The sequence below is a fragment of the Streptomyces sp. NPDC008001 genome, from assembly GCF_042958085.1.
Classification (GTDB): domain Bacteria; phylum Actinomycetota; class Actinomycetes; order Streptomycetales; family Streptomycetaceae; genus Streptomyces.
In genome coordinates this window covers 351,462-367,699 of record NZ_JBIBIZ010000004.1, presented here as the reverse complement: position 1 = coordinate 367,699, position 16,238 = coordinate 351,462, and the positions used below count along the sequence as shown (strand labels likewise).

Below are 16,238 nucleotides of genomic sequence, written 5' to 3'. Positions count from 1 at the left end.
CGGCCAAATGCGACCGGCCCCCCGCGGTCACCCCTCGTGGAACACCTCCAGCAGGCTGGTGAAGCTGTCACCCCCGTGGCCGCGCTCCATGCCGCGCCGGAAGACGTCCAGGACGGCGGCGGGCAGGGCGGTGCCGACTCCGGAGCTCTCGGCGGTGTGGAGGACGTGCTCGACGCTCGCCACGCCCATGGCGAGCTTGTCGACGTCGCCGTCGTGCGTGCCGGCGTCGATGCGCGGCGCGTAGAAGGCGAGGAAGTCCGGCAGGGAGGCCATCGTGGACTGTGCGTACGGCAGGAACTCCTGTGCCGTGATGCCGTTCGCCGCGGTGATCGCGGTGGCGTGCAGGTAGCTGAGCATCGCGGTCCAGAACATGTCCATCTGGATCTGGTAGTACAGCGCGGCCAGGCCGGGGTCGGTGCCGCGGTAGTCGGCGCCGGTGAGCACCTTCAGGGCGGCCGCGTGGGCCTCGAAGACCTCCTTGGGGCCGCTGTAGAAGGTGGACGAGCCGGCCGCGCCGATCCCCGAAGGGGGGCACTGCACGCCGCCGGTGAGGTATTCGGCCCCGTGCCCGGCGGCCCAGGCGGCGGCCTCGCGGGCCCGCTCCGGGGTGTCCGAGCTGAGGTTCACCAGGACGCGGCCGGCCAGGGCGTCCGCGACGGGGTCCAGGATCGCGTACAGCGCGTCGTGGTCGGTCAGGCTCAGCACCACCAGCTCGTTCGCGGCCAGCGCGGCCCCGGGCGTCGCCGCACGGTGCGCGCCCCGTGCCACCAGGGCGTCGGCCTTGGCGGCGGTGCGGTTCCAGACCGTCACCTCGTAGCCGGCGTCGAGGTACGCGCCGGCCATCGCCTGCCCCATGGGGCCGAGGCCGATGACGGTCACCGCCCTCTCCCCGGTGGCCTTCTCCGAAACCGCGGCCTTTTCGGACAGCTGGGAAACCATGGATCCACACCCCTCTATAACGAACGCTCTATCCAGTAGCGGGAACAACGTAGCACGGTTCTAGAACGAACGCTCTACCTATATTCTCGGGAAGGTGAAGACCACCCCAGTGCACGACGAACAGGCCACGGACCCCGGCGCCGGCCTCGGCACGCGCGAGCGGATCGTGCGCGCGGCATCCCGGCTGATGCAGCGTCAGGGATACGAGGGCACGGGGATCAAGCAGATCTCCCAGGCGGCGGAGGCGACGCTCGGGTCGGTCTACCACTTCTTCCCGGGCGGCAAGCAGGAGCTGGCCGCCGAGGCGATCCGGCACGGCGACCGGGAGTTCGCCGGCATGCTGCGCAAGGCGCTGGACGGCCGGCCGGACCCGGCCGAGGCGGTGCTCGCCGTCGCGACCGAGGTCGCCGCGGAGCTCCGCGCCTCGGACTGGCTGGACGGCTGCCCGGTCACGGCCACGTCCCTGGGAGCGGCCGCCCATGCCCCCGGCATCCAGCAGGCGGCGGCAGCGGCCTTCGAGGGCTGGCGGGGCCTCGTGCGCGACAAGCTCCTCGCGTCCGGCTTCGGCGGACAGGACGCCTCGGAGCTTGCGCACACGGTCATCAACACGCTGGAGGGCGCCGAGTTCACGGCCCAGGTCGCCCGGAGCGAGGAGCCCCTGCTGATCGCGGGGCGCCACCTGGCGCGCCTGATCGACTCCTACCGCTGAGCCCGGCACGGGGCGCGGGCCCGGCGGCACCCCGTCAGCCGGCCGCCCCCTCCGGCGCGTTCAGCACCGTGCCGGCGAGCGCCCGCCGGGCGCCCTCGACGATCTCCTTGCCGGTCGGCGCCGCGGCGGGGTCGATGAGCCACTGCATCCACAGCCCGATGAACAGGGCGTGGTAGAAGGCGCCCGCCGTGCGGGTCGCCTCCGGGCCGACCATGCTGTCGTCGACGCCCTCGAAGAGCGCGACCATGCCCTCACGGCCGTCCGGCTGCACGGCGGCGAACCTCTCCCTGAGCTCCGGGTTCTTCACCAGCTGTCCGAGCACCTCCAGTTGTGCGGACCAGAACTGACGGTCCCTGGCGAAGCCCGAGATCACCCGGTCCAGCGTGGCGGCAAGGCGCTCCTCGCGCGGCGCGTCCGGATCGGGGGCGGCGCCGATGAAGGGCGCCGCACCCTCGGCCCACTCCACGGTCAGCTGCAGGAACGCCTCCATCATGAGCGATTCCTTCGAGCCGTAGTGGTAGCCGATGGAGGCGAGGTTGGCTCCGGAGGCGGCCACGATGTCGCGCGCGGTCGTGCGCGTCCAGCCCTTGTCCAGGAGGCAGCGCTTGGCGCCCTCCAGCAGATCTTCGCGATGTCCCATGACGGCAGCGTAGCTGTCAGTCATACGTATGTCCTAGACGTCCGTACACCGCGCCCGCATGAGGCCGCATGGCGCCGCATGAGGCGGAATCTCGTTCTATACAAGCGTCATAGACAAGCGTTTAAGACGCGCGTATATTCACCTGCCATGACGACCCCGCTTGCGGCTCCGCCCGCCCGCGCCCTCGCCGGGCGCAAGGAGTGGACGGCCTTCACCGTCCTCCTGCTGCCCCTCCTCCTGGTCTCGATGGACGTCTCCGTCCTCTTCTTCGCCATGCCGGCCATCAGCCGGGAGCTGGAGCCGACCGGCACCCAGCAGCTGTGGATCTTCGACAGTTACGCCTTCGCCCTCGCCGGGCTGCTGATCACCATGGGGTCGCTGGGCGACCGGATCGGCCGCCGCAAGCTGCTGCTGGCCGGGGCGCTCGCCTTCGGCGCCGCCTCGGTCGCCGCCGCGTACGCGCAGAGCGCGGAGATGCTGATAGCCGCGCGCGCCGTGCTGGGCGTCGGCGGGGCCACCCTCATGCCCTCCACCATGGCGCTGGTGCGCAACCTGTTCCACGACGAGCAGCAGCGCAGCAAGGCGGTCGGCATCTGGTCCGGGGCGATGGGGGGCGGCGTCGCGCTGGGCTCGGTCGCCGGCGGGCTGCTGCTGGACCACTTCTGGTGGGGTGCGGCGTTCCTCGTCAACGTGCCCGCGATGGTGCTGCTGCTGGTGCTGGCGCCGCTGCTCGTCCCCGAGTTCAAGGATCCCGCCCCGGGCCGCTTCGACTTCCTGAGCGTGCCGCTGTCCATGGGCTCCGTCGTGCCGGTGATCTACGGGGTGAAGGAGATCGCGGCCGATGGGTTCGCGCTCACCCCGGCGGTGTGCGTGGCCGCGGGTCTGGCCGTGGGTGTCGCGTTCGTCCGGCGCCAGCGCGGCCGCAGCGACGCGATGATCAGCCGTGAGCTGTTCCGCCACCGCGTGTTCGGCGCGGGCGTCGGCATCAACACCCTCGCCACGTTCGGGATGATGGGCTCCGCCTACTTCACCACGCAGTACCTGCAGTCCGTGCTCGGCAAGGGCCCCCTGGAGGCGGCGCTGTGGGGCGCGATCCCCTCGGTGGCGGTCGGCTGCGTCGCGCCGCTCGCCAGCGTGGCCGCGCGGAAGTTCTCCCCCTCCTCCGTCATGGCGGCCGGGTTCACCGTGGCGGCCGCCGGCTACGGGCTGCTCGCGGTCGTCGGCCCGGACTCCCTGGCCTTGACGCTGACCGGGGCGGCGGTCATCGCGGCCGGCATCGTCGTGGTGATGGCCCTGGTCTCCGACATGGCGCTCAGCGCCGCCCCGCCCGAGAAGGCGGGCAGCGCGGCCTCCCTGCTGGAGACCGGCCAGGAACTGGGCGGGGCGCTGGGCATGGCGCTCTTCGGCAGCGTGGGCGTGGCCGTCTACCGCCGCGACATGACCGGCGCGCTGCCCGCGGACCTGCCGCACGGGGCGCTGGACGCGGCCCGCGAGACGCTCGGCGGCGCGGCGGCGGTCGCGGCGCACCTGCCGGGCCGGGCGGGCGAGGCCGTCCTCGCCGCCTCCCGCGAGGCCTTCACGCACGGCATGAACATCGCCGCCGCCGGCGGGACGACCGCCCTGCTGCTGTCCGCCGCGGTCACGGTGGCGGCGCTGCGGCGGGCACGGGGCGCCTGACCGGGCCTACGGGCTCTTCCCCGGCGCTGCTCCCCCGCCGCACCGCTGCCCGACGTAGACCTCCAGTCCGTCCAGCAGCCGGTCCAGTCCGAAGGCGAACACCGCGTCGAGGTCGGTTCCGCTGCCGCCCCGTGCCCGCCCGGGCGGCGCCCCGTCCCCCAGGCCGACGGCCACCCCGCGCACGTACCCGGCGACCGTCCCCGCGATACGGGCCACTGCAGCGGGCTCCAGGCCCTGCCGGAGCGCCGGGGCCATCGCCCACTCCATGAGGCCCTCGGCCGCCGCGGGGAGCACGGGGCGGGGGACGGACACCATGGCCCTGGCCAGCCAGGGATGGCGCCGGTAGAGCGCCCACTGGTGCCGGGCGGCCGCCCGGAGGCGGCCGCGCCAGCCGGTGGGCGGATCGCCGGTGAGCCCGCCCTCGCCGAAGGCGGCGTCCGCCATCAGGACGACGAGGTCGTCCTTGCCCGGCACGTGCCGGTACAACGCCATGGTGGGGACGCCGAGTTCGGCGGCGAGGGCACGCATGGACAGGGCCGCGGCGCCGTGGGCGTCGGCCAGCGCGACGGCGGTCCGCACGATGCGGTCCCGCGTGAGCGGACGCAGCGCACCGAGTGCGCGGGCCCCGCCCGGGCGCGCGGCCGGCGGCCCCGTGCGGTCCCCCGGCCCGCTGCCCGGGCCGCTGCCCGGGCCGGCTGCCACGACGGTGCCGACGCCGGGCACGGCCCGCACGAGGCCCTCCGCGCGCAGCAGCGACAGCACCTTGCCGGCCGTCGCCATCGCCACGCCCCACTCCTGGGCGATCTGCCGGGTGGAGGGGACCTTTTCACCCGCACGTATCTCGCCGGAGGCGATACGGGCCCGCAGTTCGGCGGCGATCCGGCGGTACGGGGCGAGCGCCGGAGCCGCGGGCTGTTCCAGTACACCCATAGCCGGAAGGTTAGGAGAGCCAGGGGTACGGCGGAAGCGCACGTGCTCCGCACGGGGCCCGGCTTTGCAGGGGGCCCGGCCCTGCACGGGGCGGACCACCGCACGAGGCCCGGCGCCCCCCACAGGGAGCAGCCGGGCCTCATAGGTGTCCGTAGCGACTTCGACCGCCGGTCTGCGAAGCCGTCAGTCAGTCAGCCGTCAGTCCGTCAGGTTCACCGCGCGTGCCGACGCCGCGCCGATCTCCTCGGCGATCTCCGAGAGCACGGGCGGGGTGACCGACTCGTCGACCGTGAGGGCGACGAGCGCCTCGCCGCCCTCCGTGGCGCGGGAGACCTGCATGCCGGCGATGTTGATGCCGGCCTCGCCGAGGATGCGGCCGAGGGTGCCGACGACGCCGGGGCGGTCGGCGTAGCGGAAGAAGGCCATGTGGTCGGCGAGCGCGAGGTCCACGTCGTGGTCGCCCACCGCGACGATCTTCTGCTGGTTCTTCGGGCCGGCCAGCGTGCCCGAGATGGAGACCTCGTCGCCCCCGGCGAGCGTGCCGCGCACGGTGACCACGTTGCGGTGCTCGGCCGACTCGGAGCTGGTGGTGAGCCGCACCTCGACGCCGCGCTCCTGGGCGAACAGCGGGGCGTTGACGTAGGAGACCGTCTCGTCGACGACGTCCTCGAAGACGCCCTTGAGGGCGGACAGCTCCAGGACCTTGACGTCGTGCTGGGTCAGCTCGCCGTAGACCTCGACGTCGAGCCGGATCGCGACCTCGCCGGCCAGGGCCGTGAAGATCCGGCCGAGCTTCTCGGCCAGCGGCAGGGCCGGCTTGACGTCCTCGGCGATGACGCCGCCCTGGACGTTGACCGCGTCCGGTACGAGCTCGCCGGCGAGGGCGAGCCGCACGGAGCGGGCGACGGCGATGCCGGCCTTCTCCTGGGCCTCCCCCGTCGACGCGCCGAGGTGCGGGGTGGCCACCACGTTGTCGAACTCGAAGAGCGGGGAGTCGGTGCACGGCTCGGAGGCGTAGACGTCGAGGCCGGCGCCCGCGACGCGGCCCTCCTTGAGGGCCGAGGCGAGCGCCGCCTCGTCCACGATGCCGCCGCGCGCCGCGTTGACGATGCGGACGCTGGGCTTGACCTTGTGCAGGGCCTCGTCGCCGATGAGGCCGAGCGTCTCGGGCGTCTTGGGCAGGTGGACGGTGATGAAGTCCGCGGCCTCCAGCAGCTCGTCGAGCGTGACGAGCTTGACGCCCATCTGCGCGGCGCGCGCGGGCTGGACGTAGGGGTCGTAGGCGACGACCTTCATCCCGAAGGCGGACATCCGCTGGGCGACGAGGACGCCGATCCGGCCGAGGCCGACGACGCCGAGGGTCTTCTCGGAGAGCTCGACGCCGGTGTACTTGGAGCGCTTCCACTCGCCGTTCTTGAGCGCGGAGTTGGCCTGCGGGATGTTGCGGGCGGTGGCGATGAGCAGGCCGCAGGCGAGCTCGGCGGCGGTGACGATGTTGGAGGTCGGGGCGTTGACGACCATGACGCCGGCCTTGGTGGCGGCGGAGACGTCCACGTTGTCCAGGCCGACGCCGGCGCGGGCGACGACGCGAAGCTTCTTCGCGGCGGCGATCGCTTCGGCGTCGACCTTGGTGGCGCTGCGGACCAGGACGGCGTCGACGTCGGCGATGGCGGGCAGGAGCTCCGCGCGGTCGGAGCCGTTGCAGTGGCGGATCTCGAAGTCGGGGCCGAGGGCGTCGACGGTGGCCGGGGAGAGCTCCTCGGCGATCAGGACGACGGGTTTGCGGGGCGAAGCAGTGCTCACGGGTTCCTCACTGGTCCTTGGCGGACGGCCGTCCCGACGGCCGAAGGCGGTGAAGGGGGCAGGCAGCCGCGTGGAAGACGCACGACGCTGTGAGCCTGGTACGCGCTTGTTGGTGTGCAGTGTATCGGCGGGCGGCGGGCGCTCGTGCGACCTTCGCCCGCAAGCGCCGGACGGGCCTCCGACCGGAGGGGGCGCGGGCCGGCGGCACCGCCCGGAGACGCCCGTGGGCGGGCCGGTCTTCCGGCCCGCCCACGGGGCGGCGATGCAGGAGCAGGGACTTACTCCTTGTCGTCCATCCAGCTCATCAGCTTGCGCAGCTTCTTGCCCGTGGTCTCGAGCAGGTGGTCCTCGTCGGCCTTCTTGTACTCGTTGTACTTGGGCAGACCGGCCTGGTACTCCTTCATCCAGTTGTTGGCGAAGGTGCCGTCCTGGATCTCGCCGAGGACCTTCTTCATCTCGGCCTTGGTGGCGTCGTTGACGATCCGCGGGCCGGTGACGTAGTCGCCCCACTCGGCGGTCTCGGAGACCGACCAGCGCATCTTCTCCAGGCCGCCCTCGTACATGAGGTCCACGATCAGCTTGAGCTCGTGGAGGCACTCGAAGTACGCGATCTCCGGCTGGTAGCCCGCCTCGACCAGGGTCTCGAAGCCCGCCTTCACCAGGGCCGACGCCCCGCCGCAGAGGACGGCCTGCTCGCCGAAGAGGTCGGTCTCGGTCTCCTCGGTGAAGGTGGTCTTGATGACGCCGGCGCGGGTGCCGCCGATGGCCTTGGCGTAGGACAGGGCCAGCTGGAAGGCGCTGCCCGAGGCGTCCTGCTCGACGGCCGCGATGCACGGGACGCCGCGGCCCTCCTCGTACTGGCGGCGGACCAGGTGGCCCGGGCCCTTGGGGGCGACCATGCAGACGTCGACGCCGGCCGGGGCCTTGATGAAGCCGAAGCGGATGTTGAAGCCGTGGCCGAAGAACAGCGCGTCGCCGTCCTTCAGGTGCTCCTTGACGGACTCCTCGTAGACCTTGGCCTGGATCGGGTCCGGGACGAGGATCATGATGACGTCGGCCTCGGCCGCCGCCTCGGCGGGGGTGACGACGCGCAGGCCCTGCTCCTCGGCCTTCTGCCGGGACTTGGAGCCCTCGTGCAGACCGACGCGGACGTCGACGCCCGAGTCGCGCAGGGACAGCGCGTGGGCGTGGCCCTGGCTGCCGTAGCCGAGGACCGCGACCTTGCGGCCCTGGATGATGGACAGGTCGGCGTCGTTGTCGTAGAAGAGCTCGGCAGCCACGTTGGGGTATCTCCTTGTTTCCGGTTGTCCGGTGGTGCGTCCCACCGTATGACGGGCGGGCGGGGAAAAGATTTCAGGTCTCGGTATACGGATGGGCCGATTCCGGCCGTCCGCACCGCTCAGGCCGAGCGGTCCAGCGCGCGCAGGCTGCGGTCCGTGATGGACCGCGCGCCACGCCCTATGGCGATCGTCCCGGACTGCACGAGCTCCTTGATGCCGAACGGTTCCAGCATCTTGAGCATGGCGCCGAGCTTGTCGCTGCCGCCGGTGGCCTCGATGGTGACGGCCTCCGGGGAGACGTCGACGGTCTTGGCGCGGAACAGCTGGACGATCTCGACGATCTGGGAGCGGGTCTCGTTGTCGGCGCGGACCTTCACCAGGACGAGCTCGCGGTGGATGGCCTGGCTGTCCTCCAGCTCGACGATCTTCAGCACGTTGACGAGCTTGTTGAGCTGCTTGGTGACCTGCTCCAGCGGCAGCGACTCGACGTTGACGACGATCGTGATGCGGGAGATGTCCGGGTGCTCGGTGACCCCGACGGCGAGGGAGTCGATGTTGAAGCCGCGGCGGGCGAACAGGGCGGCGATCCGGGTGAGGATGCCGGGGGTGTTCTCCACCAGGACGGAGAGGGTGTGCTTGGTCATCTGCTCGTTCTCTCTCTTCTCGCGGGCCCTCAGTCGTCCTCGTTGTCGCCGAAGTCCGGGCGGACTCCGCGCGCGGCGAGGATCTCGTCGTTGGAGGTGCCGGCGGCGACCATCGGCCAGACCATGGCGTCCTGGTGGACGATGAAGTCGACCACGACCGGCCGGTCGTTGATGGCGTTGGCCTGCCGGATGACGTCGTCCAGGTCCTCCGGGCGCTCGCAGCGGAGGCCGACGCAGCCCATGGCCTCGGCGAGCTTGACGAAGTCCGGGACGCGGGTGCCGGCGCAGGCCTCGGTGCCGTCCGACCCGGGGCCCGAGTGGAGCACGGTGTTGGAGTAGCGCTGGTTGTAGAACAGGGTCTGCCACTGGCGGACCATGCCCAGGGCGCCGTTGTTGATGATGGCGACCTTGACGGGGATGTCGTTGAGCGCGCAGGTGACCAGTTCCTGATTGGTCATCTGGAAGCAGCCGTCGCCGTCGACGGCCCAGACGGTGCGGTCGGGCCGGCCGGCCTTGGCGCCCATCGCGGCGGGCACCGCGTAGCCCATCGTCCCGGCTCCGCCGGAGTTGAGCCAGGTGGCGGGCTTCTCGTAGCCGATGAAGTGCGCGGCCCACATCTGGTGCTGGCCGACGCCGGCGGCGTAGATGGTGTCCTCCGGCGCGAGCTGCCCGATGCGCTGGATGACCTGCTGGGGGGCGAGGCTGCCGTCGCCGGGCTGGTCGTAGCCGAGCGGGTAGGTCTCGCGCCAGCGGTCGAGGTCCCGCCACCAGGCGGCGTACCGGTCGCGGGCGGCGTCGCCGCGGCCCTCGGCGTGCTCGGCCTGGAGGGCGACGATCAGGTCGGCGATGACCTCGCGGGCGTCGCCGACGATCGGCACGTCGGCGGCGCGGTTCTTGCCGATCTCGGCGGGGTCGATGTCGGCGTGGACGATCTTGGCGTACGGGGCGAAGGAGTCCAGCTTGCCGGTGACGCGGTCGTCGAAGCGGGCGCCGAGGGCGACGATCAGATCGGACTTCTGCAGGGCGGTGACGGCGGCGACCGAGCCGTGCATGCCGGGCATGCCCAGGTGCTGGGGGTGGCTGTCGGGGAAGGCGCCCAGGGCCATCAGGGTGGTGGTGACGGGGGCGCCGGTCAGCTCGGCGAGCACCTTCAGCTCGGCGGTGGCGCGGGCCTTGAGGACGCCGCCGCCGACGTAGAGCACGGGGCGCTCGGCCTGGCTGATCAGCTTGGCGGCCTCGCGGATCTGCTTGGAGTGCGGCTTGGTCACCGGGCGGTAGCCGGGCAGGTCGGTGGGGGGCGGCCAGCTGAAGGTGGTCTTCGCCTGCAGGGCGTCCTTGGCGATGTCGACGAGGACGGGGCCGGGGCGGCCGGTGGAGGCGACGTGGAAGGCCTCGGCGATGGTGCGGGGGATCTCGGCGGGGTCGGTGACCAGCCAGTTGTGCTTGGTGATCGGCATGGTGATGCCGCAGATGTCCGCCTCCTGGAAGGCGTCCGTGCCGATCGACTTGGAGGCGACCTGGCCGGTGATGGCGACCAGCGGGACGGAGTCCATGTGGGCGTCGGCGATCGGCGTGACGAGGTTGGTGGCGCCGGGGCCGGAGGTGGCCATGCAGACCCCGACCTTGCCGGTGGCCTGGGCGTAGCCGGTCGCGGCGTGGCCCGCGCCCTGCTCGTGGCGGACCAGGACGTGACGGACCTTCGAGGAGTCCATCATCGGGTCGTAGGCGGGAAGGATCGCTCCGCCCGGGATCCCGAACACGATCTCGGCCCCGACCTCCTCCAGCGAGCGGATGAGCGACTGCGCGCCCGTGACGTGCTCGACGGTGGCGGGCTGCTGCGCCGCGCTACGGGCCCGCGGCTGCGGATGGTGGGCCCCGGTGGCCTGCTCGGTCATCGACATTCTCTTCTCGAAGGATTTCGACGGGTTCGATCGACGGGTTCGGCTGGTTGAGCGGAGGTCGGTTTGGGAGGGTCTGTCACGTTCTAGTGCAACAAAAAACCCCTCGTGCCGTGAGGCAAGCGAGGGGAGCGCGCCGGTGTGGTCAGCAGGGCTTGGTGGAGGGCCTGCTTCAGCCGACGCGCTTTCCAAGTACGAGAATTCGGGTGCGCATGGGACCGACCCTCCACCCGCCACCTGCGAGGTGTCAAGTGGGTGGGACGGGCGTCTCATTATTTGAGCGCAATGGAGCATGGGCCAGCGATCCGGCGCCCCCCGCGGACCCCGATCGCGTAGCGGACGGTACTGCTCCTGCGGGCAGGGCGGCGCCCCCCACCCATGCGTTTGCGCCATCTCCCGGCGCGCTCGGTACGGCGTAGGCCCCGAGGTCCAGCGCGTGCCGCAGCCGGTGCTCGTCGAGCGGGCCGGCGAAGGCGGCGCCGAGCGCGTGGGTGCAGCCCATGGCGCGCAGGGCGAGCGCCTGCTCGGGGACGTCGACGCCGTCGGCGACGGACTGCATGCCGAGGTCGGTGGCGATCCTCAGCAGCCCGGCGGTGATCTTGTGCAGCCGGGCGGACTCCACAACGCCGTCGACCAGCCCGCGGTCGAGCTTGAGGGTGTCGATGGGCAGCCGGCGCAGGGCGCTGATCGCGGCATAGCCGCTGCCGAAGCCGTCCAGGGCGATCCGCACGCCCATCCGGCGGAGGGCGGCGAGCCGCCGCTCCAGCTCGTCGAGCGGGACCCGGGGGTCGCTTCCGGACAGCTCCAGGACGAGCGCCCCGGACGGCAGCCCGTGCCGGATCAGCAGGCCCTCCAGGTTCTTGGCGGGCAGCGACCTGTCCATCAGCCGGGCGGCGGACAGCCGGACGTACACCGGGACGGGCCGGCCCGCGCGGCAGCGCTGGGCGGCCTGCTCGACGGCCTTCTCCACCGTCCAGCGGCCGAGCTCGGCGATGCGGGACGCCTCGTCGCCGCGGTCGTTCTCGGCCACGCGCAGGTACTCCGCGGGGGTGAACAGTATCCCCTGGGCGGAGCGCCAGCGGGGCTGGGCGGCGACCGCGGTGACCCTGCCGGTGGCCAGGTCCACGATGGGCTGGTGGAGGAGGGCGAACTCGCCCTCGTGCAGGGCGGTGCGCAGCCGGGTGGCGAGCTCGGCGCGGCGGACCACCTCGGCCTGCATCTGCGGTGCGTAGAGCTCGACGCGGCCCTTGCCGGCCTGCTTGGCGCGGTACATCGCGAGGTCGGCGTTGCGCATCAGCTCGCCCGGGGTGATGCCGGGCTCGGCGAACGCCACGCCGATGCTGGCGGCGACGCGGACCTCGGTGCCTCCTTCCACGCGGTAGGGCTGGGAGAGGGTGACCCGCAGCCGGTCGGCGATCTCGTGGATGCGGTACTCGCGGGCGGCGGGGTCACGGGTGCCGTCGCCGATGATGAGCGCGGCGAACTCGTCGCCTCCGAAGCGGGCCGTGGAGTCTCCCGCGCGGACGGAGTCCTGGAGGCGACGGGCCGCCTGGACGAGCAGCTCGTCGCCGGCTTGGTGGCCGACGCTGTCGTTCACCGCCTTGAAGCCGTCGAGGTCGATGAAGAGCACCGCGGTGCCCGCGTCGGTCGCTCTGCGGCCGGTGAGGGCCTGCTGGACGCGCTTGGTGAACAGGGCGCGGTTGGGCAGGTCGGTGAGCGGGTCGTGCTCGGCCGTGTGCTGGAGCTGGGCCTGGAGGCGGACGCGCTCGGTGACGTCGCGGCTGTTGAAGATCAGGCCGCCGTGGTGGCGGTTGACGGTGGACTCGACGTTGAGCCATTCGCCGCTGCCGGAGCGGAAGCGGCACTCGATGCGGGTGGTGGGCTCCTCGGCGGGCGGTGCCGCGAGGAAGCGGCGCACCTCGTGGACGACTCTGCCCAGGTCCTCCGGGTGGATCAGCGAGGCCAGCTCGGAGCCGACGAGGTCCTCGGCCTCACGGCCGTAGACCCCGGCGGCGGCCGGGCTGACGTAGCGCAGTATGCCCGTGGGGGCGGCGATCATGATGACGTCGCTGGAGCCCTGGACCAGGGAGCGGAAGTGGTTCTCCTGCTGGGCCAGTTCCTGGGTGAGCGAGATGTTGTCCAGCAGCATGATGCCCTGGCGGATGACCAGGGCCAGGACCACCGTGCAGCCGGTGAACAGGACGACTTTGTCGACCTGGCGGCCGTCCAGGACGTTGTAGAGGATGCCCAGGGTGCACACGGCGGCGGCCAGATACGGCGTCAGGGCCGCGAGGGAGCCGGCGATGGGCCGGCTCGGGTGCTGGGCCGAGCGGGCCGGGGCGGCGGTGTCGCCCTCCTCGCGGGCGACCCAGGGGGCGTACGCCATGAGCATGTAGCCCGCGAACCAGCCGGCGTCGAGGATCTGGCCGGAGCGGTAGTGCGAGCGCAGCAGCGGCGAGGTGAACAGGGCGTCGCACAGGACCGTCAGGGCGAGGGCCGCGATGGCGGTGTTGATGGCCGAGCGGTTGGCCGTCGAGCGCCGGAAGTGCAGCGCCAGCACCATGGACACCAGGGCGATGTCCAGCAGCGGGTAGGCCAGGGAGAGCGCGGCGTGGGCGACGCTCTCGCCCTCGAAGTGGGCGGTGTGCGCGAGCGCCAGGCTCCAGGAGAGCGTGAGCAGGGAGCCGCCGGTGAGCCAGGCGTCGAGGGCCAGGCACACCCAGCCGGCCCGGGTGACGGGGCGCCGGGCGAGGACCAGCAGGCCGATGATGGCCGGCGGCGCGAAGAGCAGGAAGCAGAAGTCGGCCACGGAGGGCGTGGGGACGCGGACGTCGAGGACGACCTCGTACCACCCCCAGACAACGTTGCCCAGGCCTGCCATGGCGGAGGACGCCGCGAAGAGGAACCACGCGAGCCGGAACCGCGTGCGGTGCGTGCGCCCGTACCAGAAGCAGGAGACGGCGGCGAGCACGGCGGCCCCGCCGAGGCCGAAGTCGCCCATGGCGGAGGCGAGCTCGCCCGATCCCCAGCCGAAGGCCGCCCCCGTGGCATAGCCGCCGCAGACGAGGGCCAGCAGGAGCTGGGAGACCGGGCCCGAGCCGCCGGCCGGGCGGGACAGGGCCGCCCCCGGGGCGCTCACCGCGCCGCCGTCCGCAGCAGCGGTAGCCACGGGAGCCGCAGAAGCGGGGTCGCCACGCAGTGCGGTTGCGCCGTGCAGCGCGGGCCTCCCGCGCGCTGCGGCCTTCCCGCGCGGTGCGGTCCTCCTGCGCGCGGGCGCGGTGTGCCGTGCGGTCGCCCTGTGCGGTGCGGTCGCGGTGTGCAGTGCGGTCGTGGTCGGTGCGTGAGCCGCGTCGGGTTGATCGTCCATTGGCCGTGCATCGCCCGTCGCCCCCCTCGAGTTCCGGTCCTCGCTGCGGCCGTTCCCGTGCACGCCGCAGCCCCCGTCCGGACGATACACCAGAGTCGTCACTCAGGGACATAGCTCATATACATAGCGTAATCAGCCACGAGGTTATGAACACTGAGTGCAGTCGAACGGTACCTCTACGTGGTAACTAGCGGGCTGTGACTACGACATTTTGCAGTGGGGCGTCCAGAGCGAATCTGGCCAGCTGATCGCGGAGCAAACGCTCCGCGCGCGGCATGAAGGCCGAAGAAGGCCCACCCACATGGGGGGTGATGAGCACCCCCGGAGCGCTCCACAGCGGGTGGCCGGGCGGCAGCGGCTCGGGGTCGGTGACGTCCAGTGCGGCACGCAGCCGACCTGCGTCCAGTTCGGCCAGGAGGGCCTTGGTGTCGACGACGGGACCGCGCGCGACGTTCACCAGGAGGGCGCCGTCCTTCATGCGCGCCAGGAAACCTGCGTTGACGAGCCCGCGGGTCTCCTCGGTGAGCGGCGTCGCGATCATCACGACGTCGGCGCCGGGGAGCAAGCCGGGCAGGGCGGAGATCGGGTGCACGGGACCGCGCGCGCTGTCCCGCGCGGAGCGCGCGACGCGTGTGACCCGCGCGCATTCAAAGGGCGCGAGCCGGTCCTCAATGGCGCTGCCGATCGAGCCGTAACCCACAATGAGCACCGACTTGTCGGCCAGCGCCGGGCGGAAGCCCTGCCGCCACTCCCCCGCGTCCTGCGCGCGCACGAAGCCGGGGATGTCGCGCAGGGAGGCGAGCGCGAGGGTCAGCGCCAGTTCGGCGGTGCTCGCGTCGTGCAGGCCCCGGGCGTTGCACAGCACGGCGCCCTTCGGCAGCAGTTCCACCGCCGGCAGCAGGTGGTCCACGCCCGCGGTGAGCGCCTGCACGACCCGTACGCGCGTCATGGCGGCCAGCGGGCGGGTGCACGGCTCGGGGTCGGTGACGTAGGGGACGGCGTAGAAGTCGCAGCGGGCGGGGTCGGTGGGGTAGTCCGGACCGCCGTCCCAGAAGGCGTAGTCGAGGCCCTCCGGCAGCCCTTCGATCCCCTCGGGCGGGAAGGGCAGCCAGGCCAGGGGGCGGGCGGAACCGCTGTCATCTGCACTCATGCCTGGAGGCTATGCGATCGGGCCGGGCCCGCAGAGGTTAGCTTTGAGGGCGAGGAACGGGAGGGGTACGGCCGGTGGAGCGCAGGAATATCGGTGCGACGGCGCTCGAAGTGGGCGCGATCGGCCTGGGGTGCATGCCCATGCACTGGGGATACACCGCCTCCCAGCGGAGCGGCGAGGGCGCGTTGCGCACGGTGCACGCGGCGCTCGATGCCGGCACGACCCTGCTCGACACCGCCGACATGTACGGGCCGTTCACCAATGAGCTGCTGGTGGGGCGGGTGCTGCGGGAGAGGCGCTCCGACGCGTTCGTGTCGACCAAGTGCGGCCTGCTGGTGGGCGACAACCACATCGTCGCCAACGGCCGCCCGGGCTATGTGAAGCGCGCGTGCGACGCCTCCCTGCGCCGGCTGCAGACCGATGTGATCGACGTGTACCAGCTGCACCGGCCGGACCCCGAGGTGCCGGTGGAGGAGACCTGGGGGGCGATGGCGGAGCTGGTCTCCGCGGGCAAGGTGCGGGCGCTCGGCTGGTGCGCGATCGGTGCGCGGCCCGCGGTGCGCACGCGCCGCAGGTCGCGCGCCGGGCTGTACGACGCGACGATCCGGCAACTCGAACGGGTGCAACAGGTGTTCCCGGTGAGCTGTGTGCAAGTGGAGTTGTCGGTGTGGTCCAGGGAGGCGCTCGATGCGCTGGTGCCGTGGTGCGCGTCCCGGGGTGTCGGCCTGCTCGCGGCCATGCCACTGGGGAATGGTTTCCTCAGTGGCACGCTGACGCCCGGGCAGGGCTTCGAGCCGGAGGACATCCGGGCCCGCCACCCGCGTTTCACCGCCGAGATGATGGCCGCCAACCAGCCGATCGTGGCGGGCCTGCGGCGGGTCGCGCTGCGGCACGACGCGACGGCCGCGCAGGTCGCCCTGGCGTGGGTGCTGGCCCAGGGGCGGCACGTCATACCCGTCCCGGGCACGAAGAAGCCGGTGTGGGCGGTGCAGAACGCGGCGGCGGCGCGGCTCCGGCTCACCGCCGAGGATTTTGCGGAGATAGCGGGGCTGCCGCGGGCGATGGGGTCCTGGGACTAGCGCCTTGCCCGCGGGGGTGCGGCCGGTGCCGCCTGTCCCGCCGGACCCGGCGGTGCCGGGCAGGCGGCAAAAGACCGGGGCCCGCCGGCGCCCGTGTGGCACAGTGCCGACTGCAGGCGAAG

Annotated in this window: 12 protein-coding genes; 3 read left to right on the top strand and 9 right to left on the bottom strand. The window is 72.3% G+C overall.

Translation table 11 applies throughout. The features are described 5' to 3' along the window. Positions 1–27: 27 nt before the first annotated feature. Entirely contained in the window at positions 28–939 is a 912-nt protein-coding gene (locus tag ACFZCD_RS13225) for an NAD(P)-dependent oxidoreductase (RefSeq protein WP_391830067.1), read from the bottom strand. Positions 940–1,033: 94 nt separating this feature from the next. On the opposite strand from ACFZCD_RS13225, the gene ACFZCD_RS13220 reads away from it, so the two are divergent. Beyond that, complete coding sequence (locus ACFZCD_RS13220) at positions 1,034–1,648, top strand: TetR/AcrR family transcriptional regulator (protein WP_391830065.1); 615 nt, start codon at positions 1,034–1,036, stop codon at positions 1,646–1,648. Positions 1,649–1,682: 34 nt separating this feature from the next. On the opposite strand, the gene ACFZCD_RS13215 is transcribed toward ACFZCD_RS13220, so the two are convergent. After that, a complete protein-coding gene (locus ACFZCD_RS13215; protein WP_391830063.1) occupies positions 1,683–2,288 on the bottom strand; it encodes a TetR/AcrR family transcriptional regulator in 606 nt (201 codons plus the stop codon). 147 nt (positions 2,289–2,435) lie between these two features. On the opposite strand from ACFZCD_RS13215, the gene ACFZCD_RS13210 reads away from it, so the two are divergent. After that, positions 2,436–3,965, top strand: coding sequence for an MFS transporter (locus tag ACFZCD_RS13210; RefSeq protein ID WP_391830061.1), 1,530 nt, complete (start codon positions 2,436–2,438; stop codon positions 3,963–3,965). 6 nt (positions 3,966–3,971) lie between these two features. Here the strand turns inward: ACFZCD_RS13210 and ACFZCD_RS13205 are convergent, their stop codons facing one another. From ACFZCD_RS13205 to ACFZCD_RS13175, 7 genes are all read right to left on the bottom strand, one after another. Beyond that, the gene (locus ACFZCD_RS13205) at positions 3,972–4,895 is read right to left on the bottom strand and encodes a GntR family transcriptional regulator (protein ID WP_391830059.1); all 924 of its coding nucleotides are present in this window, start codon (positions 4,893–4,895) and stop codon (positions 3,972–3,974) included. Between the two features lie 198 nt (positions 4,896–5,093). Next, on the bottom strand, positions 5,094–6,698 hold the full coding sequence (serA, locus tag ACFZCD_RS13200) for a phosphoglycerate dehydrogenase (protein ID WP_391830057.1): 1,605 nt from the start codon (positions 6,696–6,698) through the stop codon (positions 5,094–5,096). 278 nt (positions 6,699–6,976) lie between these two features. Beyond that, the gene (ilvC, locus tag ACFZCD_RS13195) at positions 6,977–7,978 is read right to left on the bottom strand and encodes a ketol-acid reductoisomerase (protein WP_391830055.1); all 1,002 of its coding nucleotides are present in this window, start codon (positions 7,976–7,978) and stop codon (positions 6,977–6,979) included. Positions 7,979–8,097: 119 nt separating this feature from the next. Beyond that, positions 8,098–8,622: an acetolactate synthase small subunit gene (gene ilvN / locus ACFZCD_RS13190; protein WP_030368133.1), complete on the bottom strand. Its 525-nt coding sequence runs from the start codon at positions 8,620–8,622 to the stop codon at positions 8,098–8,100. A 29-nt stretch (positions 8,623–8,651) separates the two neighbouring features. After that, complete coding sequence (locus tag ACFZCD_RS13185) at positions 8,652–10,517, bottom strand: acetolactate synthase large subunit (RefSeq protein ID WP_391830053.1); 1,866 nt, start codon at positions 10,515–10,517, stop codon at positions 8,652–8,654. Between the two features lie 250 nt (positions 10,518–10,767). Beyond that, a complete protein-coding gene (locus ACFZCD_RS13180; protein WP_391830384.1) occupies positions 10,768–13,659 on the bottom strand; it encodes a putative bifunctional diguanylate cyclase/phosphodiesterase in 2,892 nt (963 codons plus the stop codon). A gap of 415 nt (positions 13,660–14,074) precedes the next feature. Further along, the gene (locus ACFZCD_RS13175) at positions 14,075–15,037 is read right to left on the bottom strand and encodes a 2-hydroxyacid dehydrogenase (RefSeq protein ID WP_391830051.1); all 963 of its coding nucleotides are present in this window, start codon (positions 15,035–15,037) and stop codon (positions 14,075–14,077) included. Between the two features lie 74 nt (positions 15,038–15,111). Between ACFZCD_RS13175 and ACFZCD_RS13170 the strand changes: the two genes are divergently transcribed. Next, entirely contained in the window at positions 15,112–16,116 is a 1,005-nt protein-coding gene (locus tag ACFZCD_RS13170) for an aldo/keto reductase (protein WP_391830049.1), read from the top strand. Positions 16,117–16,238: the final 122 nt, after the last annotated feature.